Consider the following 24,755-nt stretch of genomic DNA (forward strand, 5'->3'; position numbering starts at 1 on the left):
ATCGGTGTGATTCTCCTGTAGAACTTTTCAGAATCGCCTGATGGGAAGGGTGAACGGTTGTTGCTGTTCGGCCATGAACACGCCCATCACGGTCGCGTAGATCGCGTCGATATCGCCCAGCGATTTGTCCAACGAAATGACGACACCGTTGCCGGCGTTCACCGCGACAGTCTTGGTGAGTTGATCTTGGAGACCCTTCTGACCGGCATGCCGAGCGCGGCCATCTTTGAACATCGAGTGAGCCGTCACCGTCGCGTTCGCGATGTTCGCCCGCGTCAGATACTCCGCCTTGTAGTGTTTCGCATCGAGCGCCAGGACAGTCGGTTTCATCGTCTCGGCGTCCGTGACGAACTTCTCTACTCGAACTTTCTTGGCAAGTGCCACAAGCTTTTTCAACAGCAGATCATCGTTACCGAACGTGATTGTGGCGATGAGCTGCGTGTACACCACGTCGTTGTACTTGGTCGATGCGACGATCGACACGTAATCCCACGACCGCCTGGACCGGGCGAACGAGATGATCAGCGGTTGACTGCGCGCGGCCTTGGGCATCGGACCGAACGCGGCGTTGAGCCACGACGGCATTGCCATCCAGATGTTCTCCACGGACACGAACTCGTTGCGCCGGTAGCGCCGGTACTCCGATTCGAGCATGTTCCGGCCGGTACGCAACTCGTCTTCGAGCCGGAGACGGCCCGATGCGATCGCGGGGTTGGCCTGGATCAGCGCCTCGGGTGCGTACAGTTCGAGCGCCGGATCGGCCTCCCACAGGAAGAATCCGAATCGCGGGTCGTGGCCCTCTTCCTTCGCAGCAGCGGAGCGGCCGATTCGGTAGAGCAGCTTGAGCAGCTCGGAATTGTCGTCGCCGGCGGTGGTGAACCCTGCCACCAGGGCCTTGACCTGCGCCGATGCGCCGAGTACGAGGGCGAACCACGCCGCAGCTTTGAGCAGGTGCAGCTCATCGAGCAGCATCAGGCAGCCGGAGAAACCCTGGAGGCCGTCGCCGTCGCCGGCCGCTTTCACGACGTACGAGGCCGGCTTCTTGAGGTTCTTCGACTTGATGCCGTTCCGGTCCGTGGTCTTGAACCGTTTGGTCAGCAGCGGAACGTTGTCGACGCAGTAGCGCACCTTGGCGTAGAGGTTCTTCGCCTGCTCGACGTACGCCGCGATGGAGATGACCTCGGGCGCTCGGGGCACCATGAGCACCAGGCCGTAGAGCGCCATGACAGCACCGAGCACGGTCTTGCCGTTCTGCCGGCCCATGCTCACGACGACTTGCTTGTACACGAGCTGGCCGGCGAGGGACTGGTCGTGATAGTCCTCGGGGTACTTCTGTAGAATCTCGCGGATCAGCCACTTCTGCCACGTGTCCAGACGCAGCTCGTCGCCGGCCGCAAACCTGAACACCTTCTCCGACAGACGTATGAGCTTGTCGCCCTCGGAGTAGTCCGGGTTCTCGATCGGCTGCGTGTAGACGCGAGGAAGCCAGGGCGGCACCTCGTCCACCCAGTCCTCGCGGTACTCTTCCGGCAGCGTGATCTTCCGATCGGACAGTCCGATCATCAGATGTTCGCTATGGTCTTGTCGAAGTCATCCTCGTCGTCGCCCTCGTCCTCGGGCTTGCACTTGCGCAGCTCGGAGAACAGCATCCGAAATTCCATCGTCAGGCCGGCGGGCAGAGCCTGCTTCGCCGCCACCTTCAGGTCCAGGAGCCGAGCAATGTGGAACAACGACGCCAGATACGGGGCCTCGGAGTCACCCACCCACAGGTTCGCAGCCAGGAACGTCGCGATCGAGTTCTCGTACGATTCGTTCACCACAAAGCCCACGACGACCTCCGCTCATCCATGCATGAAACATGCAGACCATTCATCCGCCATGCATGAACCCATGCATGAATATGCAACGCCCATTCATCCCACGGTATGGAACTGGACCTCTGAACCATTGGGGGGTGTAAATCCGAGGAGCCCCTTGGTGTCATTGCCCCCCTTGGCAAAAAGCGAAGGCCGGCCAGTACCGCCATCCATGCACGTGCATGCATGACGATGCGCCCATACCATGCATGATCGTGAATGAACATGCATGCATGATATACACACGATCGCATGCTCATGCGTTGGCTCCGAAGAAGTCCGGATCGAACCACGTATGCCTGCTGTCCGTCTCCAACTTCGCGCCCTTGCGCCTGTTGCACGGTAGGCACAGCAGCATGAGGTTGTCCTCCTCATGCACCTTCACCATGTGCCACGGCACGATGTGGTCTATCTCGCAGCGGTCATCGCTACCGCACTTCTGACACACGTAGCCAGCACGAGACCGGACACGTGCAGCCATGTCCGGTGGGATGGGTGGGCGACGGTCACTGCTGTCTGCCATAGCGGGCCACCTCTATCAATAGTTCACGAGCACGGGTCAGGTTGCGGTCGTTATGTTCCGGGGGAATCGGCACACCGGCGTACACCATGCCGAGAGCGTGCTGTTTGAGGGCGAGCTGCGCACACCAGGACAACAGCGGGCAGCCAGCACACAACTGCTCAGCTGCCTGACGCTTCGTACGCCACTGTCCACCAGGCACATTCGCATACTCGTACTCGTCAGCACGCCCTCGGCAACGGCTCACTGTTCGCGCTCTCCACACACGCAGTGATGCGGGCCGGCGTGACCTCGTTCGAGCGTGCACACGTGGTCGATGTCGCCAGGGTCGGGCCACTCCGCACCGCACTCGGTGAAGCTCATGGTTCGGTCACCTGCTCGTCGGTGGCCGGCGGCACGTACTCGGGAATCTCGGTCGGCTCGATGTAGCCCACCTCGCCCAGCTCGTTACCGGCCGCGTCCTCGAACCGCACACGGATCATGGACGACGCAGGATCGAACCACGCCGACACGAACCGATCCGACCGACCCAGAACGGGAACCAACTCGCCGGCCATCAGTGAGCTGCCTGTCGCTCGCCGCAGTCGAAACATACGTCCGGGTCGTCGTAGATCATGGGCTTGAACGTGGAGCAGGCTTTGACGATTTCGCCGTTGTGCACTTCGACTGCGAGCATGTCTGCGCCGTCCTGGGCGACGACAGCGAGCAGCTCTTCGGCCGCTGACTCCAACGACTTCCGCGCCGCCGTGATCGACCCGACCGCCGATATGACAGCGAATCGGTGAGGGTCGTTCAGGTCGAGTCGATCGAGCAGATGACGACCGGCGCCCTCCAGCACGATCGCCGGCCCGACCATATGGGCCGCTTGGAACGCAGCAGCGTCCAACAGTGTCGCTATGTCCTTCTCCATCAGAACAGCACTCCTTCAGGTTGTTTCGGTTCAGGGGGTGGCTTCGAGATGTGATCAGATCCGCACACAGTCAGTCCGCGCGCGTACCGAACACCAGCCGCCAAGTAGAGGCCGGCCTCGGGCAGCGTCAGTGACTCACAACGGATCAGGGGCGTGCAGTAGGTATTGGCGAGGACCACACTGTCTCGGGAGTGAGCGGCGGTGGTCACCACGAACGAAGCAGAAGCAGGGCGAGGGCCTGCATTCACCTCTAGATCAAACTCGTGTTCTTCACAGACTTTTCGGACCGCACTCACGATCGAGGGGGACCGACTGTAGAGACGTACAACGAGCTTTTCCATTCGATAGGTCCTCTCTATGAGTGTGGGTGGTCACCGAAACGAAGATGGAATTGTGGCCTTGCTTGGGGACCTCCCAAGCGACCTCCCAAATTTCCGAACCCCGTTTGTCCGCGCCAACGCCTATAGCCTCGCGGCCTGTTGGCGCGCAAGGCATTTCAGGTATTACCCACGTCTCGATGATCAGTCGAGGGCAGGTCCAACCAGCTAGGTCCGGTCGGCTTCGTAAGGGTCCACATGCCTAGAGCGGTCGGTTAACGTCGGACTCACCAGATAGCGACGCACAGCAAAATAGGACGGTCAGGCGGGGGCCTCACCGTCCTCGTCCAGCAGCATCGGGGCTGCGAGGTGGTTCACGATTGCGCGGCAGTCGCGGCAAATGTTCGGGTTGGGGATGATCCGGTTCGGATCGAATGGGCGCTCGCACACGTCGCACACGACGCGGCGTAGACGGTCTCCGAAGTCCTTCATGGGAAGCCGGCCGCTGCCTGCTGCCAGTAGGCAGCTCGATCGAGTTCGTGGGCCTGAGCAACTACATCGTTCTCGGCGTAGGCCAGCTCTGCACGGTTGTAAGCGGCAGCGGCGAGGGTGCGCAGCTCGCGTCCGGTCAACGCGAGCGTCTGGATCGCGTCCCGGTCCTGCGAGTCGAACGGCCAACTCACTTTTTCGCCGCCATGAGCTTCTTACGGCAGCTCGTGCAATCCTCAGGGCCGTGGTTCTCGGGGTCGCTCTTCTGCAGCGGCAGATATTCCTCGTGGGCCGGCGCGATCATCCACCGGCCGCATAGCGCGGACAGGATGCCTACCTCGTTGCGCTTGTAGTAATGGAACGAGCGCTGTTTGTTGTGCATCGGTGCCCAGCCCTCAGCGGCGCTCACAGTGCACCGCCGGCGGCGAAGTACATACGACCGAGCACGTACACGGCAGCGAAGCCACACGCGAACGGCACCACCCACGAGGTGAGGATCAGCGCGGCCCAGCCGGCAAGTTTCTTCACGGGCCACTGAGGGCGATCCGCGGGTGTCACGTAGCGGCCGGCCATCAGATCACGTCCAGCGTGTGTGACTCGGTGACGTACTCGGTGCCCTCGATTACGTAGCGGCCTTCCGAGTCGGTCACGAGGCGCTCGACGCGCACTGTGCCCTCGACGCGGCCAATCTCGACAGCGAACAAGCCGATCGGATTGATACCGAGAGCGGTGAGCGCCTGATTCACCGCCTTGACGGTCACGGTGTCTGGCGCGTGCGGGTGATTACGCTTCATGCCGTCACCGCCGTTTCCGCCTTCGACACTTCGTCGGCGAGCAGCTCGTCAAGAGATACTTGGAGCACCGATGAGATGGCCGCGATCGCGTGCACCTTGGGAAGGCGGTTGTGAACCTCGAGGCGAAGAACTGTGTCGGCAGAAACGCCTATCGCTTCAGCGAGGGCCACCCGCGTCATCTGACGGGCTTCACGCGCTCTGCGAACGCACTGCCCTGTGTTCAGTTCTGACATATCGCAAAACTGTCACGCGCAAGATTGACGTGTCAAGACGACACGCATAGCATTCTTGCCATGTCGCAGAAACGTATCCATCTCTGGATGCCAGACGGGCGGTCCTTGTGCGCGAAATTCGAGCACCAGAACGCCGTGATGGGCGATGAATACACGCCCTGCTGTGGGTCATGCTTGCTTGTCGCTGACGCAGTGATCGGCGGGATGAGGTCGCTCATCGATTGGTTCTCAAAAACCGATCAGACGCCCGCTGAGGCGCTAGAAGGGCTCAGCGGTACGTCGTGGCCGGAGCATTGGCTGTTCGAGAACCACGTGAGCGATGGGCTGCCAGAGGATTACTACTTCTACACGGGTAAGGAAGCCGAAAATGTCGGTAACTAGAGAAGTGATGTGGGGCGACGCGCTGATGGTGCAGTTGTTCCGTGCGGTCGGCGGGCTTAAGGCGGTTGTGGACGCGATTCAGCGCGAGCTGGGACCAACCATTGGGTCAAGGAACACGTTCGCCAAGCTCCTGCGCGTGGACGACCCTGCCGACCTCAACGGTAAAGACCAGTGGCGGGCGTGGCTGCTGCTAACGGCGCTCGGCCAGGACCCGGACGACTGGGGGCTGGGCACGGTGCAGATACCCAGCTCAGTCGAGCCGGAGGCGCTGATACAACGCCTGCAAGTGCCCCCAGTAGGACTCGAACCTACGACCTGCGGATTAAAAGTCCGTAGCTCTACCAACTGAGCTATAGGGGCGCGGATCGAAAGTGTAGTGGGTCCGCCCCGGCACTTCGCCACGCCCCCTGGCGCGCTATCGAAAAGAACACCGGGAGGGTTCGGTCACCGACCGAAACTGCTGCATCCGTCGGGTGCCGGTATCCCGGCGAGCCTGTCGTCGATCCACTGATGGGAGCCGGGGAGCCCGGAGACGGCGACGATCATGTGTTCGCCGACGTATTCCTCCAGTCGAACCTGGGCGCCGCCCGCGCACCATTCGTCGTACAGGGTTTCGGCGCCTTGTTTGGGAATCCAGAACTCGTGCTGTCCCTGATAGATGAAGACCGGCGCCGACGGTGTGAGGTCACCACCCATGCGGGTCTGCCGGATGATCTCTTCGGCTATGGGCGTTCGGTCGACGTTCGGCACGTCGGAGAGAGCCTGGACAGGAATCGGCGCGACGAGGCCGCCGGGCGCGAGCAGGTACACGCACATGTCCTTGGCGATCTGGGCGAGTCGCAGCCCGTTGGCGTTCATCAGTTGGAACATCTCGGGATATTCACGTGCCACGCCCATCGCGGCCGACAGGAACAGGGTCGATGCGGCGTTGTTGCCGTTCATCGACCCGAGGAGGATGCGGTAGTCGATGGGGGCGCCGCCGAATGCCGTTCCGACGATGTTGACGTCGGGTGCGTACACCGGTGCGAGTTGGGCCGCCCATCCGGATGCGATGGCGCCTCCGGAGTACCCGGTGATGGCGATCGGTGATTCGGCAGGCAGGCCGAGTGACGGCAGATTCACCATGGCGCGTAGGGCATCGAGGACGGCGTGCCCCGCCATGCGTCCGGCGGCGTACGCCTGACGCGGGCCTTGATGGTCGGTGACGACGACGGCGTAGTTCTTGGCCAGGAAGAGTTGTACCGCAGCGATTTCCGGTGCGATCCCGCGTGGCAGTGTCCAGGACGGCGCGCATGTCTGGCCGAGTGAGTCGATTGCCATGTTGTAGGCGACGACGGGTCGTGGTCCCGGCCCCGCCCAGGGTGCTGTCGGCACGATGACGGTGGTAGCTCCGGCGACCGGCCTATCCTTCGAATCCGTTGTTCGGAAGAGGATCTGTGTCGATTGGACAGGGGTGAGCAACGGGCCGACGGTGACTGTTCTGGTGTTGAGAACCGAGCCGGGAGAGTAGCTTTCGAATCCTGGTGGTGGATCGAACCACGGCTCGCCCAGTGGTGTTGCCGCGGCCAGTGTCGGGTCCTGGGCTGGATCGAGGAAATCGGACACCGGGTCGGCGTTCGCCGTCCAGGTGGCGGTGGTCAGCAGCGCGACGCTGAAGATTGTTGCTGCCGATCGGCGGAGGATGGTTCGAAGAGTCATGCGTGCCCCGAATTCGTTGTCGTCGTTGACCACGATGTGTTGTGGGCCACAGTAAGGGCGAGTTCGGGTGGGCGAGTGCTTCCGGCGCTTTCGGAGGCGAAACCGTTATACGAACCCCTTCTGAGACTTGCACGGCCACAGCGATATCGGCGTCGAGACGTGCGAATGAATCGAACTGGCAACGAATCCCGGGGTGTTCGATTGTTTCGACGCCATCGGTGTGGTCGAGCGGTCCAGAATGTCTGCGTGGCAGGGGATTCGTGACCGGCCGGGCTCGGTCGACCGTCGGCACGGTAGAAGTGTGTCGGACCCGTGGCCGATGGGGGTGCTGCATTTCGAGTCCATCGGAAGAGGCGCTTCACACAATTGTGACGCTTTTGTGGCGGAGGTCTCGATTTCGCCCGTGCGTCGAAATCGTGGATTGACACCGGCGGGCTATATGTAAAGCCGTTCGGAATTGCTCGGTGTAGAGCTCCAATAGCGCGGCCCGCGACAAAGAAACGGCTCGAGTGCGCACCCCCTGCAGCGCACTCGAGCCGGCCTGATCGTACCACTCGGATTGTTTGAAGACAGCTCGGAGATTTGTCCGGATTACTGTTTCCAGCAGTTTTTCCGAGCGAGTGGTCGGTCTCGAGTGCGCTGGTTCAAGTACGCTCGACTAGCGGTACTGCCTGCTGATAGATGCAGGTCGCTCGGGTTCGGAGGCACGGAAGCAATGGCACAACAAGAGCGCGCTCGGCGAACCCGAGCAGCGATAGTCGAAGCGGCGGCATCGGAGTTTGCACGCCGCGGGTACGCGGCTGCGTCGGTGAACACCATTCTGGAGGGCTCGAATGCCACCAAGGGTGCGATGTACTTTCACTTCCAATCCAAGGAAGACCTGGCTCGTGCCGTTCTGACGGCCGCGCTGGACCGGTACGTCGCCATCACGGAGAAATGGCTCGATTCGCCGCTGCACCCCTTCGAGGTGATCCGCGGGATCATCGACGACCTGGCGCTCGGGTTCCAGAACGACGTGATCGTTCGTGCCGAGTTCCGGCTGATAGTCGAGCCCGAGTTCTACGCCGAGATTCAATCCGGCGGAGGCCGTGTGTGGGGCCGTGCGGGGGTGCAGCTCGCGCGGAAGGCCCAGGAGATGGGGGACCTCGACCCCGAGTTCGGCCCGGAGAAGTTCATCCGAGTGCTGTCTGCGTCTCTTGCCGGCCAGCGGTACATGGCCGACCTCGTCTCCGACAGTCGCGATCTTCGCGTGATGTTCGAGGAATCGCTCGAAGTCGTACTTCACGCGATGGCGTCACCGGCATGGCTGGACCGCTGGAAGGCTGAAGGATGGCGCGAAAACACCGCAGAAACCGAGTCTGACCTGCCGGTTTGAGTTTTCTGCGAAAAGTGTCCTAAGCTATCCCAGCTCCCAACGGAACGCCGTTGAGGGTAGCGGCGGAGCAGTTCGGAACCGAAGAAATTCGGGTCCGGGTCATTCCGTCGGGCCCCCTTCGTCTAGCGGCCTAGGACGCCGCCCTTTCAAGGCGGTAGCGCGGGTTCGAATCCCGTAGGGGGTACGCAGGAAACGATCGGAATTGACAAACCGGTCGGCAGTACAGCAGTCTCTTGCAGGCCGCCGCGGTTCGAAGCAGGTTCAAAGCCTGCTAAGGTCTACGGCGGGAAGTTCCTCCGGGAATGTTTCACAGCAAGGCCCTGTGGCGCAGTTGGTTAGCGCGCCGCCCTGTCACGGCGGAGGTCGCGGGTTCGAGTCCCGTCAGGGTCGCAAATTCGATGCGAAAGCATCGGCTTGCGTGTAGTTCACGAGATGGCATTGTCACCGGTGCCGCCCGGCCAGGTAGCTCAGTTGGTACGAGCGTCCGCCTGAAAAGCGGAAGGTCGCCGGTTCGATCCCGGCCCTGGCCACCACAGCGTTCACAAGCCTCCACCGAGAAAATCGGTCGGGGGCTTGTTTCGTTTCCGGTTGCCGCAGGCTCCGCTTCACGGTCACGGCGCCGACCGAGTTGCCGGACGGTTACGCTTCTCGCTGTGGACGTGATCGACAGCGCGCAGCGCGCCTTGGCCGCGGGTGACCTCGACGGCGCTCGGGAGCGTCTGTGCGAGGCGCTGAGGACAGCGCCGGCATCCCAGCCCGTTCTGGAACTGCTCGCGTACACCCACCTGTTGCGGGGCGATCGTGCTTCCGCTGGGGCGGCGTGGTTCCTGACCGACAAAGCCGACGACGACCCGACCGCGTCGTCGGCGTTCGAGGCCCTGGCTGCCCGTCATCGTTCTGCTCTCGAGTTGGCGAAATCGCTGCCCATCAACGCCCCGTCTCGGTACTATCCGGAGCGGGCTCGCGCGCGGCTCGACCGATTGGTCACCGCAATCGCTGCCGGCGGGCAGGAGTGGGTGCCACCCAGGGACACGGTGTACTTCGACGAGGCGGGCGTCGATGTCGACGATTTCGTCGACGACGAGTTCTCGGACGGGAGCGTGACTCGCAGCGACAGGCCACTGCGTCAGCGTGTGTTGGCGACCCTGGTGATCGTCGCGATCGCGGCGACGTCTGCATCGGTTGTGCTGGCCATCGTGTTCTCCTGACACACTGCGCGACGGTCGGAGATACTGCAGGCGTAAAGTTTGTTTTTCGACACCGTCCGGAACAGAAGGCACGATCATCGATCCCACCCCGCAGGAGACGAGTCACCGCGACGCCAACTACGCGGTCAATCTTGCGCAGGCCCGCGTCTTCGCGAGGAGTCTTGCAGAGCACATCGAGAAGTGTTCGGCGTCCATCGAGGTTGCGCAGGCCCGGTCTTTTCGAGCGCGCGCGGACAAGGCCATGACCCGGGCACGTGAACTCGACAGCGAAGCGGCCACGTTGCGTCGTGAGCTCTACGAGATGTATCGCCAGATCGACAACATGACCGCCCGCTTTCCCGAACTACGCGGAGACCCCGCTCTGCGCAACTGAGCCCGGCGCCAACACGTGCCCCCAGCGCGCCAGTGCTATCCGTCGTGACTCGGAATCGTGGCTGTCGCGGCCCTCGGCGATCGTGATGACCGTCCGCGCCAACTCGAACAGGCTCACCCTGTTGTCACGGGCGGTGGCGAACAGGTCGTTCACCGCGGCAGTGACGGTCACGCCGCATCGGCCGACGAGCACACCCGTCGCGATATCCACATCCGAGCGCGATGCGGGTCCCCGAGACGCCGTTGTTTCGGGATTTCTCTCAGTCATGAACGTTCCTCGTACCTCTCGTGTGCTTCGGTGGTTCCGGAGCCGACGTCGTCTGCTCTCGGATCGCTCACTCTGCCATATGGATCCGACTGGAAAGTAGCGAAACAGCTACGAATCGGTGGGCTTGGCTCGAACGTGCATCCGTTCGCCCTGCGGGCCGAAAAGACTGAGGATTTCCACAGGGCGATCGTCGACTGCACCGAACCAATGCGGTACCCGGGTGTCGAACTCGGCGGCTTCGCCCGGCTTCATGACGATGTCGTGTTCACCGAGAACGAGGCGCAATCGACCGTTGAGAACGTACAACCATTCGTACCCCTCGTGGACACGGGGCGACGGCTCGGTACGCACCGGATCCACGACGAGTTTGTACGCCTGCATCCCGCCCGGCCGACGGGTCAGCGGGTGAATGGTCACGTGCTCGCGGCGTACCGGGGTGCTCTTGATGCGAGGGTCTTCGACGGGCGGTGGGCTGATCAACTCGTCGAGCGGAATCTGGTGGGCCCGTGCGATCGGCAACAGCAGCTCGAGGCTCGGTTTGCGTGAGCCGGATTCCAGCCGCGAGAGTGTGCTGACGGAGATGCCCGTGGTGTCCGCCAGCGCGGAGAGTGTTGTTCCGCGTTCGCTGCGCACCTTCCGCAGGCGCGGGCCGACGCCTGCGATGACCGAACCGACGTCGTCCTCGGAAGTGCTCATGAGTATATTGCAGTTTCGGCAAACAGTTTTGTCAAGCGCGAGTCACGGGCAGGCGAGTGCGGCCTGGTCGTAGATCCGCTGCGCCTGCTCGGTCGTCGGAACGGCGTCGCCCTTCGCGGCCTCCACCTCCAACTGCGCAACGATGTCCGACTCCGGGGTACCGCCGGCGATCTCGTTACACGTACTGGACAGGAGGTTCTCGATCGCGGTGTCGTCCCTGCCCTCGGCCAGCCCACCGAACTGTGCACGGAACGCGACCACGAACGCTTGCACCTTGGCCTCGTCGAACACGCTTCCGGCGCGATCCCGGACACTCGTCGCGATGCTGCTTGCCGAGCCGGCGGCGTTCTCGAGCGACCGATCCGCGTCGGATCGATCCTCCGCAGTGCACCCCGCAAGAAGCAGGGCACCGATCACGACGGACAGGGCCGCAGTACGGGTTCGCGAAACGATCGTCATGTCCGCGATGCTATCGCGCATCACCGACGTCGCCTTTTCACCCTCATCGGCCCGTGATCGCGCCCATACTTGTGCAGTGACCCCCGACGTCGCACACACGACCGTCCGAGTTCGGCACTCGCGCGTGCACCGTGACGCGTACGGCAGCACCGCCGCCGAAGCATTCATGATCATCGCGATCGTGACGATCCTCGTCACCCGCTTGTATCTGGAACTCACCCACTACCCCCAAGTGGGTGGCAAGACCCTGCACATCGCACACGCGCTGTACGGCGGCGCGCTGATGATGGTGGCGTTGCTCGTCGGGTGGCTGTTCATCGGGTTCGGTGTCCGGGCGCTGGCCGTCGTCCTCGGCGGCGTCGGATTCGGGCTGTTCCTCGACGAGGTCGGCAAGTTCGTCACCAAGGACAACGACTACTTCTACGGGCCGTCGTCGGAAATCATGTACGTCCTCGTCGTCGTGGTCCTCGTGCTGAACCGCATCGTGCGGGATTCCCGACGGCCTTCCCACGAGGAGACTCTGGCCAATGCGGCCGCGATCGCGGCGGAGGGCGTCGCACACGGGTTGCCGGATCATCGCCGGGAATGGGCGTTGCGCATGGTCGACCGCGCGGAAGCCGAGGGCGCCGAGGTCGATACCGTCGCCGGTCTTCGATTGTTGCTGGAGGGTGCCCCGGTGACGCGTTCGCGGTTGTACGACGCTCGCATGTTCGCGCCGCGGCTGATCCCTGGCTTCCTGAAGAGTCCGCGCCTGGTTCCGGTGGTGGCGTGGGCGATGACGGCTGCGTCGTTCGTCGGTGTGGTCTTCGGGGTGGTCGAACTGACGCTCGGTGGACTCGATCTCGACACGCGCGACAGGACCATCGATATCGATGAAATGGGAATTGCCGGCGGAATTCTGTTCGCGTCGTCGGCGATCACGTTTCTGCTCGCGTTTCCGGCCGTGCTCCGGCTTCGCAAGGGCAGATTGTGGCCACTTCGATCCCTGCGTATCGCCGCATTGGTGTTCACTCTGCTGAATGCCTTGGTCGATTTCGCGCAAGAAGGATTCACGGCGCTGATCAATGTCGCGATCGGATTGTTCACAATGGCTGTTCTTTCTCACCGAATCTCGGTGCGAACGGCCGAGATCGCCGAGGAGAACGCGTCGCGGGGCGACGTCGTGTCGATGCCGAAATAGACTTGTCAGGACGGAAAATCGAGCGTTCGACGGGTCTCGAAGACACACCGTTCGCCGGTGAAAGGATCGTCGAAACTCAGCTCACGAGCCAACAGTGCCAGGGGACGGGAATAGTCGTCGTGAGCGACCTCGTAGAACGTCGGGTAGAAGTTGTCCCCGACGATCGGCACTCCCAGTGAGCTCATGTGCAATCGAAGTTGATGTGTGCGTCCGGTTTTGGGTGTCAACGTGTACCGTGCCCAGCCGTCGTGGACGGCAGCGACCTCGACCAGTGTCTCGGCGTTGGGCTCGCCAGGTACCTCTTCGGCACGAAGAACGCCGCGCTCTTTGACCATTCGACTTCTGATCACCAACGGAACGGTCAGGTTCGGATCGTGGCGAGCGATGGCGTCGTAGATCTTGGTGACGGTACGAGCCGCGAACAGTTCCTGATACGCGCGCCGCACCTCGGGCCGGATCGTGAACACGAGAACTCCGGCGGTGAGCCGATCGAGGCGATGGGCGGGCGACAGATCCGGCAGGTCGAGTTCCCGACGGAGAACGACCAGCGCGGACCGCGCCACATAGGCACCGCGGGGGGTCGTCGCCAGAAAGTGCGGTTTGTCCACGACCAGAAGGTTCTCGTCGCGATGCAGAATCTCCATCGGGAACGGCACGACCGGTTCGACGGGCGGGTCTCGGTACAGATAGATGTCCGCGCGAGGACGCACCACGGAATCCAGCGAGATGGGAGTGCCGCCTGCATCGACGACCTCACCCAGTGCAACCTTCTCGCGGAGCCTCCTCTCGTCCTGCGGAAACCGCGAAATCAGGTATTGCAACACAGTGACAGGGCTCGGGTCGTCGGGCATCCGAATCCGAGTCGGACCGAGCCCGTCGCGCACGGGTAGGGGAGCACGCGCCATGCGCCCACCCTAGTTGCTCGGGATCAACAGCCACTCGGCGCGGGCTCGCCACGTAACCGAGCGTCGAGCCAGAGGTAGGCCTCGGGGAGGCCGAGGACGGTCGCGGAGAAGTGCTCGGCCGCAGGGTATCCGCGGAACACGACGTCGGCGCCCGATCGGCAGTATCGGTCGACCATGTCGGCGACAGGCTGGTACGGGGCGATGAAGTCGTTGACGCCCTGCCACACGAACAGTGGTGCCGTCGGGACTCCGTCGTAGAAGGTGACACTGTTCTCGCGTAGTACTTGTTGCGCACTCGGTGTGTCCGCCAGTGACGCGGCGGTGCTCAGGTCGCGAGCGCTGTGGAAGGCGCCGTCGATGAGGATCGAGCGTCGGCACTCGTTGAACATCTTGTTGCGCAGTGCGATTCCTCGGTCGTTGAGGTTGCTGGTGATGGGGAATCGACCCGGGTACTCGCGTTCGAGCCCGAGCGCCACCGCCATCGCCATGCCGAAGCCCGGGTGCGGTAGCGGGCTGTACGCCAGGTTCTGGGCGATCTGCGCCAGATCGGCCGGGATTCCACCCTCGGCGATTCCGGCGATGTCGAGATCCGGCGCGTACGTCGGCGCGAGCGCAGCAGCGAAGGATGTCGCGAGTCCACCGCCGGAGTAGCCCAGTAGGCCGACCGGCGAGTCACGGAGCGGCAGTTGCTCGAACCGCTTCACCGCTCGTACACCGTCGAGGGTGATCTGGCCCGCCATGCGCGCGGCACCGTAGGCTGCCGTCGGGCCGAGGTAATCCGGCACGGCAACGGCCCAGCCGCGGGCGACCATTCCCAGATACACGGCCGGTGCTTCGATCAGTTCCTCGGAAAACAACCCGTGCGACGGTGCGCATTTGGTGCCGAGGGCATTGACGATCGCCTGGTACGACACGAGGGGCGTGCCCTCACCGTGTCCCTGCGGCATCAGGACAGTCGTCACGGCCGCGATGGGATCGCCTGCGGAATCGGTGGAGCGAAACTTGACCTGCCACACGTCGGTGCCCGGGTACGCGGACGTAGGGACACGTCGGCTGTCGAGGACGTCGCCGTTGGCGGCGTCGGCCACGTCGGCGGGCGCGGCGTAGAACGGATCTGGATCGGCGACCAGTTCGACGGGTTCCGCGGCAGCGGTGGCCGGAAACCCGACCAGGGCGCCGACGGCTGCCAGCACTACGAACACAGCGGTGATGCGAGAACGCACGGATCTTTCCTTCTTCTCGGGCGGGCGGTGATCAGGCAGGTACGGGAACGGGCGGCGGCCCCGCGACCCGTTTGGGCAAGGCGAAGGCAAGCACCGCCGCACACGCGACGACGGCGGACAGTACGAAGAACACGTGACGCTGAGCGACGATGTACGGCTGTGCGGCGATCCACCCGGTGCTGCCCGGTGGGAGTGCGTCCGACAGCGTCGACAGTCGGTGGAAGAACAGCAGCCCCACGAGAGCGATTCCGACGGCTTGACCGACCTGCTGGACGGTAGGGATCAACCCCGACGCCGATCCGACGGTCGTGTCGTCGGTGCCCGAGACGATCGTCGTCTGCAACGGTGCGACGAACACGCCGATCCCTGCGCCGCCGACGAACAGTGGTGGTGCCAGCAGGGCGAGGCTGTGTGCCGTGTCCTCACGGTAGGTGAGGGCGGCGAAGCACATCATGGATACACCGAAGAGGACGAAGCCGAGCGGCAGCATCCGAGTGCCGAGCCGTGCGAACAAGGTTGGAGACAGGACCGAGAACACCGCGGCGCCAACGGCGAACGGCAACGTGATCACGCCGGTGCGCATCGGCGACAACTCCAGGCCGAACTGGAGACTCAGCGAGACGGTGAAGAAGAAGCCGGTGAACGAGCCGAACATGAGAACGGACAGGGCGCAGCCGAGTGCGAACGTACGTTGCCGGAACAGATCGACCCTCACCATGGGGTGGCGTCCGGCTCGGCTCCATCGCCGTTCGTGGAGTACGAACAGCGCGAGGACCGCGAGCGAGGCGAGAACTGCCGAGGTGCCGCCGATACTCCATCCGTGCTCGTAACTGTGAGCCAACGGATAGATCAGAAGGACCAGTCCGAGGGTGGACAGAACTACTCCGAGAACGTCGAGACGCTGAACGCCTGCGGGTTTCTCACGCGAGAAGCTCGCGGCCGCGATCACCATCGCCCCCACGCCGAGCGGTGCGTTGACGAGGAACACCGACCGCCAACCCCAGCCGAACATGTCCAACGAGACCAGGATCCCTCCGACGGACGGACCCAGAATCGCGGCACCGCCCGCGGTGGCACCGTACAGCGCGAACACGACGCTGTGGCGCTCGCGCGGAAACGCCGTGGCGATGATGGCGACGGTCTGAGCGGACACCATCCCGCCCGCGATGCCCTGCAGAACTCGCGCGGCGATCAGCAGCGTCGGCGAATCGGCGGCCCCGCACAGGATCGAGGCAGCGACGAACACCGACATCCCGGTTACGAAAACCGTTCTCCGGCCGACGATCCCGCCGAGCCACGCCCCGGTCAACAGGGTGCATGCGAACGCCAACGTGTAGGAGGACACGATCAGCGATTGCGCGCTCGAACCAGCATCGATGTCGGTGGCGATGGACGGAAGAGCCACGTTGACGATCGTGACGTCGATCATCAACATGAACACGGCCACCAGGCACGCGGCGAGCCTGCGCCGTGCCGTGCGCCGTGGGGGTTGCACTGTCCTACGCGGTTTTTCCGGTCATCGACTGGGCGAACGAGTAGTCGCCGGTGGTCGCGACGGACTTCAGAATTTCACTGATCTTGGCGTTGTACCGCGCCACCGAATCCCGTGCGATGTCGGTGCCCGGGTACATGAAGGTCGTCCCGGTCTCGTTCTGGAATCGGTTGATCCACATGTACACCTCGTCGGAACTGCCCTGATTTCCGAAGAGTCCACCGTTGACGCTCGAGACGATGTCCGCGCCGGGCAGCGTACGGACATCGACGTACGAAATCATCGGCGCCGACCACCCGGGTCGGGTTCGAATACCCGTGTCGGGTGTCACGAGTTCGAGGACGCGGTGGTACGAGACGTCGGACAGTGCCTTTCCTGCGTCGAACGCGCGCTGCGCGACCCCGGCGAGGTGCGAGAACGTCTGGGTCCCCGAGACCGGGAATTGAACGGGGACGAGGCTGGAGAACCAGCCGATCGCGCCGAACTCGGCGGGCATGCTCCTCGTGCTCTTCGGAGTCAGGCCGAGGTAGGTGAGGTGGCCGGCCAGTTCGTACTCGGTGATCGCCGCCGCAGCGAAAAGGCCACCGATGAACTTCGCTCCGAACCTGGCACAGGCCTCGTCGAACGCCTCGCCCTCGGCTCGGTCGAAGAGCGGCTGCGTGGCCACCTCGGATCGCGTGTACTTCTCGAGCTCACCGAGGGGAAGCGCGAAGGACGGCAGGTCTCCACCGTTGGCCTTCACCAGTTCGACCCATTGACGCACTTCGGGCGAATCGAGTGTCAGCTCGCCGGATGCGGTGCGTTCGCGGGCGCAGTACTCGAGGTAACTGCCGAGGCAGGGTTGCACGTCCAGCGTCCCGGCAACCGCGTCGGTGTAGAGCGAGCGCAGCTCGAAGAACGTCAGTGCCTGAGATATCCCGTCGGTGTCGAGGTGATCCACCGCTGCGTAGACCGTGAACCCGTCACCGCGGTCGATCACACCGAACGAGAAGCAGTCCCAGGACGTCGGACCGGGTGTCGTGTTCTGTACGTGGACGCGCAGGGCTTCCTCGTCGTCGAATCTGCCGTGCTCGGTCGGTGCGAGCTCGATGTCGTCCGCTGAGGCCTGATGGCGCACGACACCGGTGTCGTCGGTGACGAACCACGTCGAGAACGTGTCGTGTCGTCGGACGAAACCGTTGATCGCGCTATCCATGGCGGCCGGGTCCAGCGGTTCGAAGATGTCGAAGGTGACCAGACACAATCGAGAGAACCGAAAACCCGAGTCGCGATTTCGGTACGCGGACTTCAGGTATTCCTCCTGGATGTGCGACGCGGGTGTCGGGTGCGGCGGCGCAGCATGCACGCGTGCCCTCGACTCGGGTGTCGCGGTCCACGTGGTCACCAGTCCTGGCTGTGGTTTCCAATCGCCGATGAGACCGAAACTGACCACGTGGACCCCTTCTCCCGACAACAAGGTGTATTCGGATGCGCAGCACGAAGCGTGCCGACGCGGGATCCATCATGGTCGTGCAGGCATGACATGGCGACGGTTTCCGGCTTGTGAGACGGCCCAAACATGGCCTGCTCCAACGCCGACTTCTCTCAATTCTCGTCGGTCGACGCGATCGGTGATGCAGTCCGACTTACCATTTCACAAATGTCGCACCGCCCTGCTCTGAAACTGCTCGCCGCGCTCGCGTCGGCGTGCTTGTTGTCCTGCGTTGCGGCTGGAGGTGCGGGCGCAGACCCCGGCGGCGGTGCCGCGGTTGTGTCGAACCGAGTGATCGCGGACCGGACCAGCGTCGTGGACGTCTTCTCTCCCTCGATGGGTAGGCCGATTCCGGTCACGGTGTACCGGGCCGCGAATCCTGAAATCCCCGCTCCTACTCTGTATCTGCTCAACGGTGCCGCCGGTGGAGACGGTGGCAGCAGCTGGTTCGACCGCACGGACATCGCCGGGTTCTTCGGCGACCAGCAGGTCAATGTCGTCGTACCCACCGGGGGTGCGGCAAGTTACTACACCGACTGGTACCGCGACGATCCAGTTCTCGGGCGCAACCAGTGGGCGACCTTCCTCACTCGTGAACTGCCCGCGGTGGTCGACGCGGAGTTTCGTGGCAACGGAACGAACGCGATTGCAGGTATCTCCATGGCGGGAACCTCGGTGTTCCAACTGGCCCTTGCCCATCCGGGCTTCTACACGGCAGCCGCGTCGTACTCCGGGTGTGCCATGACGTCGGATCCGCTGGGGCGTGCGTACGTCAAATCCGTCGTCGAAATGCGCGGTCGGGGAAACACTCTCAACATGTGGGGTCCGGACTCGGATCGGGCGTGGACGGACAACGACCCGTACGTGAACGCGGAGAAGCTGAGAGGAACCGAGCTCTACCTCTCCAGCGGTAGCGGACTGCCGGGGCCACTCGACACCATCGACGGGCCGGATGTGAACGGTAGTCCGGGAAAGCTCGTGGAACAGTTGGCCGTCGGAGCCTTGATCGAGTCGGCGACCGACCGGTGTTCGCGCATGATGCAGGCTCGTCTCGATTCTCTGGGGATCCCGGCGACCTACAACTTCCGAGACAACGGCACGCATTCGTGGGGGTACTGGCAGGGCGACCTGCACGATTCCTGGCCACTGCTGGCCCGGTCGCTCGGGGTGGCGTAGATGAGCGACGTCCTGCGCAATTCGTGGCGCGAGGCGCTGTGGTCCGTCGAGGAACTGACGGCCGCGAAACAGGGGAGAACCGTGTCGGTCGTTCTCCCCGCGTTGAACGAGGAGGCGACGGTCGCGGCCGTGGTTCGGTCCATCCTGCCTCTGCTCGGCGGTCTCGTCGACGATCTCCTCGTCCTGGACTCGGGATCCGTCGACGCGACGGCGGCCGAGGCGCGTCGTGCGGGCGCCCGAGTGGTCACCCGTGAACAGGCGGTACCGCATCTGCAACCCCGACCCGGCAAAGGGGAAGTCCTGTGGCGATCACTGGCCGCGACCGATGGAGACCTCGTGGTGTTCGTCGACTCCGACCTGCTGGACCCGAACCCTCGGTTCGTGCCGTCACTTCTGGGGCCGCTGCTGCTGGACACCGGGGTGCAGTTGGTCAAGGGGTTCTATCGTCGACCGCTCCGAGGCGACGGGATGACGTCCCCGAACGGCGGTGGGCGAGTGACCGAGATGGTGGCGCGACCCCTGCTGGCCGCTTTGCTACCGGACCTCGCCGGTGTTCTGCAACCGCTGGGCGGCGAGTACGGCGGGACGCGCGAGCTTCTCTCGTCGATACCGTTCGCCCCCGGATACGGTGTCGAGATCGGGATTCTCATCGACACGTATCGGCGCCTGGGCGTCGACTCGATCGGTCAGGTCGGCCTCGGTGTGCGGGAGCATCGCAACCGTCCGACGTCCGAGCTGGCGGTGATGAGCAGGCAGATAATGGCGACGATGTTCGGTCGACTCGGCATCGCGGACTCCGCCGTCGGGCTGACGACGTTCGGCTTCGAAAGCGACCCGTTCCGGGGCGTCACGAGCGACGTTCTGGGACTCGACCGGCCGCCGATGGCCGAGGTGTCCGCGACAGCGAGCGAGGCGATCGGGGCGTCCTGACGCCGCTGCAGAGTTAGGCTCGGTCGGTGAGCGCGCAGCGAGGTTGGACCACGTCGGACATCCCGGATCAGACGGGCAGACGATTCATCGTCACGGGGGCCAACAGCGGACTGGGGGAGGTGACGGCCCGGGCCCTCGGGGCAGCCGGCGCCGACGTGGTGCTCGCCTGCCGCGACACCGGCAGAGGCGACGAGGTCGCGCGCAGCATCGGGCCGCGTGCGCACGTACGGCGACTGGATCTGGCGGACCTGTCGTCGGTGAGGACGTTCGCGCACACCGTCGACACCGTCGACGTGTTGATCAACAATGCGGGCGTGATGGCGTTGCCTGAGCGCCGGACTGCCGACGGGTTCGAGATGCAGTTCGGCACCAACCACCTGGGGCATTTCGCTCTGACGGGCCTACTGATCGAGAAGATCACCGACCGCGTCGTCACCATGTCCAGCGGCCTGCACCGGATCGGCCGGATCCATCTGGACGATCTGAACTACTCGCGCCGGCCGTATCGTCGGTGGCCGGCGTACGGGCAATCGAAGCTCGCGAACCTGATGTTCGCACTCGACCTCGACAGACGGTTGACCGCGGCGAATTCAGCGATCAAGTCCGTTGCCGCACATCCCGGTTACGCGACGACCAATCTGCAGGGCCAGACCGAGTCCGTACAGGACGCATTCCTGTCGGTGGGGAACCGAATCGTCGCCCAGTCCGCAGACATGGGTGCTCTCCCAGAGTTGTACGCAGCGACATCACCCGAGGTCACCGGTGGCTTGTATATCGGACCGGGCGGTCGGCAGGAGTTGCGAGGGTATCCGACGATCGTCGCTCCCAGTCGGCCTGCGCGGGACCGCGCCGTTCAGGAGGCGCTGTGGGACAGGTCGGAAAGACTGACCGGAGTGCGCTTTCCCTCTTTCGGGAGTCGGTGACGCCGTGGGGGTGACCGGTATCGGATCGCCCTCCACGGCGCCTGGACGTCAGATGCTGACGACCATCTTTCCCGTGTTCTCACCGCGGAGCAGCCCGATGAACGCGCGAGGCGCATTCTCCAGACCGTCGACGACGGTTTCGTCCCACTCGACGACGCCGTCGGCGAGCCATCCGGCCATCTTCTCGGAGAACTCTCCCGCGAGGTGACTGTAGGAACCGACGATGAATCCCTTGAGCGTCAATTCCTTTCCGATGGCGAGGGCAAGGTTGCGCGGCGCGGCGGTCGGCTCGGTGGCGTTGTACTGAGAGATGGCCCCGCACAGTGCAAACCGGCCGTACTTGTTGGCGGACGCAAGTGCTGCTTCGAGGTGATCGCCACCGACGTTGTCGAAGTAGACGTCGATTCCGTCCGGTGCGGCGTCGGCGAGCTGCTTCTTCACCGGTCCGTCGTGGTAGTCGAACGCCGCGTCGAATCCGAGCTCCAGCAAGCGCTTCACCTTCGCCGGTGAGCCTGCGCTGCCGATTACGCGAGCAGCGCCCAGAGCCTTGGCGATCTGCCCGACGAGGGACCCGACCGCGCCTGCCGCGCCCGAGACGAACACGGTGTCGCCCGGCTCGAACTGCGCAACGGCGGTCAGCCCGGAGTACGCGGTCAGACCGGTCATTCCCAGCGCGCCGAGGTACGCCGACGCGTTCGCCTTCGTCAGGTCGACGACACGAGCCGAATCACCGTCGAGGACAGCGAGATCACGCCATCCTTTGCCGTGGGAGACGGCGTCGCCGACGGAGATCGCGCTGTTCTTCGATTCGATCACTTCGCCGACGGCTCCACCGTCGAGAGGTGCGTCGATCTGGAACGGCGGGACGTAAGACTTGACGTCGTTCATTCGTCCGCGCATGTACGGATCCACCGACATGAAGAGGTTGCGTACCAGGATCTGACCGTCCTCCAGGGCGGGCAGTTCGGTGGTCACGGTCCGAAAGTTCTCCGGCGTGGGCTCACCGTGTGGCCTGGATGCGAGATGAATTTCGTTGGACTGCATACGGTATCGCCTCAGTCTTCCGTGACCGTCACGGTCACGTCGATGTTGCCCCGGGTGGCGTTCGAGTACGGGCAGACCTGATGCGCCTTGTCCGCGAGGGCCTGAGCTTCGTCACGTGCCAGGTTGGGGAGGGTCACCTCGAGCGTCACAGCGAGCTGGAAGCCGCCTGCGTCGTTGGGTCCGATGTCGACTCGGGCGCCGACGGCCGAGTCGGTGACGTCGGCCTTGTCCTGGCGAGCGACCATCTGCAGGGCCGAGTGGAAGCACGCGGCGTAACCGGCGGCGAACAACTGCTCCGGGTTGGTGCCGTTGCCGCTTCCTCCCATGGCCTCGGGAATCGCGAGGTCGAGGTCGAGACGGCCGTCGGACGTGCGGGCGTGCCCGTTGCGTCCTTCGCCGGTGGCCAGTGCTTCTGCGGTGTAGATCGTCTTCATTCCGATACGCCTTTCGTGTTGTGCAGCGCGTTGGTCAGTGTGATCAACGAGTCGCGGAGGTGTTCGAGGTCCTGCACGGTCATGCCGGTCTTGCCCGCAAGCTCTTTCGGGATGTCGAGGGCATGACGGCGTCGGTCCTTGCCTTCGTCGGTGAGATGAATCTCTACTCGACGCTCGTCCGACGCCAGGCGTCGACGTTCGATGAGGCCGAGTCCTTCCAATCTCTTCAGGAGCGGAGACAGTGTGCCGGTGTCGAGATCCAGTTCTGCGCAGATCTCCCGCACTCCGCGCCCGTCCTTCTCCCACAGCACCAGAAGGACGAGGTACTGGGGATATGTCACGCCGAGGCGCTCGAGCATCGGGCGATACACCGCGGTGGTAGCCCGCGATGCGGAGTACAGCGCGAAGCACACCTGACGGTCGAGTGCGAGGTCGTCTGACATAGGAACGAATGTAGTGCACAACTAAGTTGTGCGCAACCTATCGAGGCAAGCACATGGGGAACGCGCACGTTCCCCATCCTGACTGCTTTACCGGGTCAACGTCTCCGTCAGTCCGTCGAGAACGATCGTCGCCGCCGTCGGACCGGCGTTGAGGTACCACGGATCGTCGTCGACGGTCACGATGTGGCCTTCGGTGGACGCGCTCATCCCGGTCCACAGGGGGTTGGTGGTGTACGTCTGCTGCCGGGAACCCGGGCCGTTGTCCTGACTGCCGACGAAAACCCAGTCCGCATCGGCCGATTGGATCTCTTCTTCACTGAAATCCTGTGACGTCTTGTCGAACTGCTGGCTTTCCGGGCGTGCAAGACCTGCATCCCAGGCGATGTAGCCGGCGAACGACGGAACCCCGAACACTCGGGCGCGGTCGGCAGTGAACCGCACGAACGACACGGTGTCGTCGCCGACCTCGTTACCGAGATCCTGTGCACGCGAGACGAAGTCGTCCACGAACGACTGCGCCTGCTCGGTTCGGCCGAGAGCATCCGCGAGCAGCAGGAAATCCTGCTTCCAGTTGACGCCCGTGCCCTCGGTCAACACCGTCGGCGCAATCGCCGACAACGTCTCGTAAATGTCCTCGGACGCAGCCTTGTTCGCGAGAACGAGATCAGGCTCCAGCGCCGCAATGGCCTCGAGGTTGGGGGCCTGCCTGTTCCCGACGTCGACGAACTCCGCCATCTCCGCGCTGAACTGCGGGAATTCACGGCCGACGTAGTCCGGAACCAGGGCTGCTCCGTCACCGTAGGCAACTCCGGTGGGAACGACGCCCAGTGTCAGTACCGCGTCGAGTTGGCCGGTGGCGATGACGACGATTCGCGTGGGCTCGGCCGGTATTTCCGTCGACCCGCCGAAATGAACGACGGTGCGGGGGAAGACACCGTCGTCGACTCCCGGGGAGCCCATCCCGTCGGGAATGCCGGTCGGGCCTGGGGCCTCGACGACCGCCGGTGCCGCGAGAGTCGTCGTCGGTGTGGTGCTCGGGTCGGCGGGGTTCTCGCTCGACCCGCATGCGGTGACGAGTACTGCGGTGGCGAGAAGGGGCAGGAAGATCGGTGCGCGTTTCACGAGGCCTCTGGGGACGGGATCGACAAGATGAGGTAACGCTATCCTGCATCAGTGCCGGTAAACAATATCTGTGTCAGATATAGTTTTGTGGCATGAGCCACCCCGACGACGTCGCCCGCGGCCTTCTCGAGGTCGCATTCGACCTACGCCGCGTTCTTCGGCTCCACCTGGACACCTCCGGTACCGACGAGACGCTGCCGCTCGCACAAGCCGAAGTCGTCCGAACGATCCTGGCGTTCCCGGACAGTCGGATCGGTGACGTGGCCGCCAGACTGCGACTTCGCCCCAACACCGTCAGCACGCTGGTGCGCACACTGGTCGACAAAGGCCTGATCGACCGGCACCCCGACCCAGCCGACGGCCGAGCCGTCGTGCTCCGGGTGAACGGCGAACGGGCGGCCCGACGCGAACGCCGGGCCGACCGCAGGATCGAGGTACTTTCAGCCGAAATCGCGAAACTCCCCGCTGCCGAGCGTCGGGCAGTGGAGGACGCCATGCCGATCCTCGCGAAGGTGAACGACGCGCTTCGCCGCTCACCGGAGGATCGAGGTCAGAATTAGCGAACGGCGCGCGGCGCCTCGACGAGATTGCGCAGCGACGCCTCGACCTCGATGGTTCCGCGTGTCTTCAGCCTGCAATCCGGGTCGACCCACAACCTTTCGGCGGGAACCGAATTCAGTGCCGCGAGGATCGAATCGGTTTTGGAGAGAAGGAGGAACATCACCGGGTTCCCTCTTGCGTCGCCGTCCGTGGACTTCGGGGCTCCTCGCGACCGCTGGGCGAACCGACTGCACGCATGAGCGCAGGTGCCGCGCCCGCCTCCGTGGAGAGGCGTG

The 24,755-nt window shown here is 63.8% G+C and carries 32 protein-coding genes, 4 tRNA genes and 1 pseudogene; 12 read left to right on the forward strand and 25 right to left on the reverse strand.

The genetic code is table 11. From position 1 onward, the window contains the following. Positions 1–27: 27 nt before the first annotated feature. From BH95_RS25745 to BH95_RS25790, 11 genes are all read right to left on the reverse strand, one after another. A complete protein-coding gene (locus BH95_RS25745) occupies positions 28–1,563 on the reverse strand; it encodes a terminase large subunit domain-containing protein (RefSeq protein WP_037184925.1) in 1,536 nt (511 codons plus the stop codon). Continuing rightward, a complete protein-coding gene (locus tag BH95_RS25750) occupies positions 1,563–1,817 on the reverse strand; it encodes a hypothetical protein (RefSeq protein ID WP_157773201.1) in 255 nt (84 codons plus the stop codon). The genes BH95_RS25745 and BH95_RS25750 overlap by 1 nt, the downstream gene beginning before the upstream one ends. Positions 1,818–2,112: 295 nt before the next feature. Continuing rightward, positions 2,113–2,379, reverse strand: coding sequence for an HNH endonuclease (locus BH95_RS25755; RefSeq protein WP_037184931.1), 267 nt, complete (start codon positions 2,377–2,379; stop codon positions 2,113–2,115). Further along, positions 2,363–2,725 (reverse strand): WhiB family transcriptional regulator, encoded by a 363-nt coding sequence (locus BH95_RS30035; RefSeq protein ID WP_371828330.1) that lies wholly within the window; start codon positions 2,723–2,725, stop codon positions 2,363–2,365. The genes BH95_RS25755 and BH95_RS30035 overlap by 17 nt, the downstream gene beginning before the upstream one ends. 10 nt (positions 2,726–2,735) lie before the next feature. Then, positions 2,736–2,933: a hypothetical protein gene (locus tag BH95_RS25765; RefSeq protein ID WP_037164970.1), complete on the reverse strand. Its 198-nt coding sequence runs from the start codon at positions 2,931–2,933 to the stop codon at positions 2,736–2,738. Continuing rightward, complete coding sequence (locus BH95_RS25770; protein ID WP_037184936.1) at positions 2,933–3,286, reverse strand: hypothetical protein; 354 nt, start codon at positions 3,284–3,286, stop codon at positions 2,933–2,935. The genes BH95_RS25765 and BH95_RS25770 overlap by 1 nt, the downstream gene beginning before the upstream one ends. A gap of 805 nt (positions 3,287–4,091) precedes the next feature. Further along, positions 4,092–4,286 (reverse strand): hypothetical protein, encoded by a 195-nt coding sequence (locus BH95_RS25775; RefSeq protein WP_037184939.1) that lies wholly within the window; start codon positions 4,284–4,286, stop codon positions 4,092–4,094. After that, a complete protein-coding gene (locus BH95_RS25780) occupies positions 4,283–4,501 on the reverse strand; it encodes a hypothetical protein (RefSeq protein ID WP_037184941.1) in 219 nt (72 codons plus the stop codon). The genes BH95_RS25775 and BH95_RS25780 overlap by 4 nt, the downstream gene beginning before the upstream one ends. Beyond that, the gene (locus BH95_RS28935) at positions 4,498–4,665 is read right to left on the reverse strand and encodes a hypothetical protein (RefSeq protein WP_157773205.1); all 168 of its coding nucleotides are present in this window, start codon (positions 4,663–4,665) and stop codon (positions 4,498–4,500) included. The genes BH95_RS25780 and BH95_RS28935 overlap by 4 nt, the downstream gene beginning before the upstream one ends. Then, entirely contained in the window at positions 4,665–4,886 is a 222-nt protein-coding gene (locus tag BH95_RS25785) for a hypothetical protein (protein WP_037184944.1), read from the reverse strand. Before BH95_RS25785 ends, BH95_RS28935 begins: the two co-directional genes overlap by 1 nt. After that, positions 4,883–5,119: a helix-turn-helix domain-containing protein gene (locus BH95_RS25790; RefSeq protein ID WP_080738099.1), complete on the reverse strand. Its 237-nt coding sequence runs from the start codon at positions 5,117–5,119 to the stop codon at positions 4,883–4,885. Before BH95_RS25790 ends, BH95_RS25785 begins: the two co-directional genes overlap by 4 nt. Before the next feature lie 60 nt (positions 5,120–5,179). On the opposite strand from BH95_RS25790, the gene BH95_RS25795 reads away from it, so the two are divergent. After that, the gene (locus tag BH95_RS25795) at positions 5,180–5,500 is read left to right on the forward strand and encodes a hypothetical protein (protein WP_037184948.1); all 321 of its coding nucleotides are present in this window, start codon (positions 5,180–5,182) and stop codon (positions 5,498–5,500) included. Between the two features lie 287 nt (positions 5,501–5,787). Here BH95_RS25795 and BH95_RS25800 read toward each other — a convergent pair. Both BH95_RS25800 and BH95_RS25805 read right to left on the reverse strand, forming a co-directional pair. After that, positions 5,788–5,860, reverse strand: a tRNA-Lys gene (locus BH95_RS25800). A gap of 84 nt (positions 5,861–5,944) precedes the next feature. Continuing rightward, a complete protein-coding gene (locus tag BH95_RS25805; protein WP_037184951.1) occupies positions 5,945–7,231 on the reverse strand; it encodes a lipase family protein in 1,287 nt (428 codons plus the stop codon). Positions 7,232–7,913: 682 nt separating this feature from the next. On the opposite strand from BH95_RS25805, the gene BH95_RS25815 reads away from it, so the two are divergent. The 6 genes from BH95_RS25815 (at position 7,914) to BH95_RS29865 (ending at position 10,154) form a co-directional block, all read left to right on the forward strand. Beyond that, on the forward strand, positions 7,914–8,573 hold the full coding sequence (locus BH95_RS25815; protein WP_019667338.1) for a TetR/AcrR family transcriptional regulator: 660 nt from the start codon (positions 7,914–7,916) through the stop codon (positions 8,571–8,573). 111 nt (positions 8,574–8,684) lie between these two features. Beyond that, positions 8,685–8,757, forward strand: a tRNA-Glu gene (locus BH95_RS25820). A 132-nt stretch (positions 8,758–8,889) separates the two neighbouring features. Continuing rightward, a tRNA-Asp gene (locus tag BH95_RS25825) sits at positions 8,890–8,963 on the forward strand. 66 nt (positions 8,964–9,029) lie between these two features. After that, positions 9,030–9,106: transfer RNA gene (locus BH95_RS25830), tRNA-Phe, on the forward strand. Between the two features lie 120 nt (positions 9,107–9,226). After that, complete coding sequence (locus BH95_RS25835) at positions 9,227–9,781, forward strand: DUF6584 family protein (RefSeq protein WP_037184957.1); 555 nt, start codon at positions 9,227–9,229, stop codon at positions 9,779–9,781. Positions 9,782–10,022: 241 nt separating this feature from the next. Further along, a complete protein-coding gene (locus BH95_RS29865; protein WP_019667336.1) occupies positions 10,023–10,154 on the forward strand; it encodes a hypothetical protein in 132 nt (43 codons plus the stop codon). Here the strand turns inward: BH95_RS29865 and BH95_RS25840 are convergent. The 3 genes from BH95_RS25840 to BH95_RS25850 form a co-directional block, all read right to left on the reverse strand. Next, on the reverse strand, positions 10,125–10,421 hold the full coding sequence (locus tag BH95_RS25840) for an ANTAR domain-containing protein (protein ID WP_244165140.1): 297 nt from the start codon (positions 10,419–10,421) through the stop codon (positions 10,125–10,127). The genes BH95_RS29865 and BH95_RS25840 overlap by 30 nt on opposite strands. Positions 10,422–10,529: 108 nt before the next feature. Beyond that, complete coding sequence (locus BH95_RS25845; RefSeq protein ID WP_019667334.1) at positions 10,530–11,117, reverse strand: helix-turn-helix domain-containing protein; 588 nt, start codon at positions 11,115–11,117, stop codon at positions 10,530–10,532. Between the two features lie 42 nt (positions 11,118–11,159). Beyond that, positions 11,160–11,576, reverse strand: a complete 417-nt coding sequence (locus BH95_RS25850) for a hypothetical protein (RefSeq protein ID WP_244165141.1) — start codon at positions 11,574–11,576, stop codon at positions 11,160–11,162. A 76-nt stretch (positions 11,577–11,652) separates the two neighbouring features. Here BH95_RS25850 and BH95_RS25855 point away from each other — a divergent pair, with 76 nt between their 5' ends. Further along, positions 11,653–12,756, forward strand: a complete 1,104-nt coding sequence (locus tag BH95_RS25855) for a hypothetical protein (protein ID WP_019667332.1) — start codon at positions 11,653–11,655, stop codon at positions 12,754–12,756. A gap of 5 nt (positions 12,757–12,761) precedes the next feature. Here the strand turns inward: BH95_RS25855 and BH95_RS25860 are convergent, their stop codons facing one another. Genes BH95_RS25860 through BH95_RS25875 form a run of 4 tightly spaced genes read right to left on the reverse strand, consistent with a single transcriptional unit; the run spans position 12,762 to position 17,808 of the window. After that, complete coding sequence (locus tag BH95_RS25860; protein WP_026348170.1) at positions 12,762–13,661, reverse strand: pseudouridine synthase; 900 nt, start codon at positions 13,659–13,661, stop codon at positions 12,762–12,764. Between the two features lie 23 nt (positions 13,662–13,684). Then, entirely contained in the window at positions 13,685–14,884 is a 1,200-nt protein-coding gene (locus BH95_RS25865) for a lipase family protein (protein ID WP_033190679.1), read from the reverse strand. Between the two features lie 31 nt (positions 14,885–14,915). Continuing rightward, positions 14,916–16,379, reverse strand: coding sequence for a DHA2 family efflux MFS transporter permease subunit (locus BH95_RS25870; RefSeq protein ID WP_230594380.1), 1,464 nt, complete (start codon positions 16,377–16,379; stop codon positions 14,916–14,918). Positions 16,380–16,383: 4 nt separating this feature from the next. Further along, positions 16,384–17,808, reverse strand: coding sequence for a condensation domain-containing protein (locus tag BH95_RS25875; protein ID WP_019667328.1), 1,425 nt, complete (start codon positions 17,806–17,808; stop codon positions 16,384–16,386). A gap of 207 nt (positions 17,809–18,015) precedes the next feature. Here BH95_RS25875 and BH95_RS25880 point away from each other — a divergent pair, with 207 nt between their 5' ends. Genes BH95_RS25880 through BH95_RS25890 form a run of 3 tightly spaced genes read left to right on the forward strand, consistent with a single transcriptional unit; the run spans position 18,016 to position 20,876 of the window. Further along, on the forward strand, positions 18,016–19,023 hold the full coding sequence (locus BH95_RS25880) for an alpha/beta hydrolase (RefSeq protein WP_033190681.1): 1,008 nt from the start codon (positions 18,016–18,018) through the stop codon (positions 19,021–19,023). Next, positions 19,024–19,953: a glucosyl-3-phosphoglycerate synthase gene (locus BH95_RS25885; RefSeq protein WP_037145193.1), complete on the forward strand. Its 930-nt coding sequence runs from the start codon at positions 19,024–19,026 to the stop codon at positions 19,951–19,953. A gap of 26 nt (positions 19,954–19,979) precedes the next feature. Continuing rightward, complete coding sequence (locus tag BH95_RS25890) at positions 19,980–20,876, forward strand: oxidoreductase (RefSeq protein WP_037184964.1); 897 nt, start codon at positions 19,980–19,982, stop codon at positions 20,874–20,876. Between the two features lie 48 nt (positions 20,877–20,924). Here the strand turns inward: BH95_RS25890 and BH95_RS25895 are convergent, their stop codons facing one another. From BH95_RS25895 to BH95_RS25910, 4 genes are all read right to left on the reverse strand, one after another. Next, entirely contained in the window at positions 20,925–21,920 is a 996-nt protein-coding gene (locus BH95_RS25895; protein ID WP_019667324.1) for an NADP-dependent oxidoreductase, read from the reverse strand. Positions 21,921–21,931: 11 nt separating this feature from the next. Continuing rightward, complete coding sequence (locus BH95_RS25900) at positions 21,932–22,354, reverse strand: organic hydroperoxide resistance protein (RefSeq protein WP_019667323.1); 423 nt, start codon at positions 22,352–22,354, stop codon at positions 21,932–21,934. After that, positions 22,351–22,797, reverse strand: coding sequence for a MarR family winged helix-turn-helix transcriptional regulator (locus tag BH95_RS25905; RefSeq protein ID WP_019667322.1), 447 nt, complete (start codon positions 22,795–22,797; stop codon positions 22,351–22,353). Before BH95_RS25905 ends, BH95_RS25900 begins: the two co-directional genes overlap by 4 nt. Positions 22,798–22,884: 87 nt before the next feature. Then, the gene (locus BH95_RS25910; RefSeq protein ID WP_037184967.1) at positions 22,885–23,919 is read right to left on the reverse strand and encodes an ABC transporter substrate-binding protein; all 1,035 of its coding nucleotides are present in this window, start codon (positions 23,917–23,919) and stop codon (positions 22,885–22,887) included. Between the two features lie 92 nt (positions 23,920–24,011). Between BH95_RS25910 and BH95_RS25915 the strand changes: the two genes are divergently transcribed. After that, the gene (locus tag BH95_RS25915; RefSeq protein ID WP_037165134.1) at positions 24,012–24,479 is read left to right on the forward strand and encodes a MarR family winged helix-turn-helix transcriptional regulator; all 468 of its coding nucleotides are present in this window, start codon (positions 24,012–24,014) and stop codon (positions 24,477–24,479) included. On the opposite strand, the pseudogene BH95_RS25920 reads toward BH95_RS25915, so the two are convergent. Beyond that, positions 24,476–24,616 (reverse strand): annotated as a pseudogene (locus BH95_RS25920) (hypothetical protein); the annotation flags it as partial. The gene BH95_RS25915 and the pseudogene BH95_RS25920 overlap by 4 nt on opposite strands. Positions 24,617–24,755 lie beyond the last annotated feature (139 nt).

It is taken from the genome of Rhodococcoides fascians A44A, from assembly GCF_000760735.1.
Taxonomy (GTDB): Bacteria; Actinomycetota; Actinomycetes; order Mycobacteriales; family Mycobacteriaceae; genus Rhodococcoides; species Rhodococcoides fascians_E.

Bases quoted from the DNA above. Each gene is read 5' to 3' on its own strand.
- BH95_RS25790 (WP_080738099.1), bottom strand. From the start codon at position 5,119: ATGTCAGAACTGAACACAGGGCAGTGCGTTCGCAGAGCGCGTGAAGCC.
- BH95_RS25795 (WP_037184948.1), top strand. From the start codon at position 5,180: ATGTCGCAGAAACGTATCCATCTCTGGATGCCAGACGGGCGGTCCTTG.
- BH95_RS25770 (WP_037184936.1), bottom strand. From the start codon at position 3,286: ATGGAGAAGGACATAGCGACACTGTTGGACGCTGCTGCGTTCCAAGCG.
- BH95_RS25815 (WP_019667338.1), top strand. From the start codon at position 7,914: ATGGCACAACAAGAGCGCGCTCGGCGAACCCGAGCAGCGATAGTCGAA.
- BH95_RS25915 (WP_037165134.1), top strand. From the start codon at position 24,012: ATGAGCCACCCCGACGACGTCGCCCGCGGCCTTCTCGAGGTCGCATTC.
- BH95_RS25840 (WP_244165140.1), bottom strand. From the start codon at position 10,421: ATGACTGAGAGAAATCCCGAAACAACGGCGTCTCGGGGACCCGCATCG.
- BH95_RS25785 (WP_037184944.1), bottom strand. From the start codon at position 4,886: ATGAAGCGTAATCACCCGCACGCGCCAGACACCGTGACCGTCAAGGCG.
- BH95_RS25850 (WP_244165141.1), bottom strand. From the start codon at position 11,576: ATGACGATCGTTTCGCGAACCCGTACTGCGGCCCTGTCCGTCGTGATC.
- BH95_RS25900 (WP_019667323.1), bottom strand. From the start codon at position 22,354: ATGAAGACGATCTACACCGCAGAAGCACTGGCCACCGGCGAAGGACGC.
- BH95_RS28935 (WP_157773205.1), bottom strand. From the start codon at position 4,665: ATGGCCGGCCGCTACGTGACACCCGCGGATCGCCCTCAGTGGCCCGTG.
- BH95_RS25895 (WP_019667324.1), bottom strand. From the start codon at position 21,920: ATGCAGTCCAACGAAATTCATCTCGCATCCAGGCCACACGGTGAGCCC.
- BH95_RS25860 (WP_026348170.1), bottom strand. From the start codon at position 13,661: ATGGCGCGTGCTCCCCTACCCGTGCGCGACGGGCTCGGTCCGACTCGG.
- BH95_RS25755 (WP_037184931.1), bottom strand. From the start codon at position 2,379: ATGGCAGACAGCAGTGACCGTCGCCCACCCATCCCACCGGACATGGCT.
- BH95_RS25885 (WP_037145193.1), top strand. From the start codon at position 19,024: ATGAGCGACGTCCTGCGCAATTCGTGGCGCGAGGCGCTGTGGTCCGTC.
- BH95_RS25905 (WP_019667322.1), bottom strand. From the start codon at position 22,797: ATGTCAGACGACCTCGCACTCGACCGTCAGGTGTGCTTCGCGCTGTAC.
- BH95_RS25880 (WP_033190681.1), top strand. From the start codon at position 18,016: ATGTCGCACCGCCCTGCTCTGAAACTGCTCGCCGCGCTCGCGTCGGCG.
- BH95_RS25765 (WP_037164970.1), bottom strand. From the start codon at position 2,933: ATGGCCGGCGAGTTGGTTCCCGTTCTGGGTCGGTCGGATCGGTTCGTG.
- BH95_RS29865 (WP_019667336.1), top strand. From the start codon at position 10,023: ATGACCCGGGCACGTGAACTCGACAGCGAAGCGGCCACGTTGCGTCGT.
- BH95_RS25845 (WP_019667334.1), bottom strand. From the start codon at position 11,117: ATGAGCACTTCCGAGGACGACGTCGGTTCGGTCATCGCAGGCGTCGGC.
- BH95_RS25745 (WP_037184925.1), bottom strand. From the start codon at position 1,563: ATGATCGGACTGTCCGATCGGAAGATCACGCTGCCGGAAGAGTACCGC.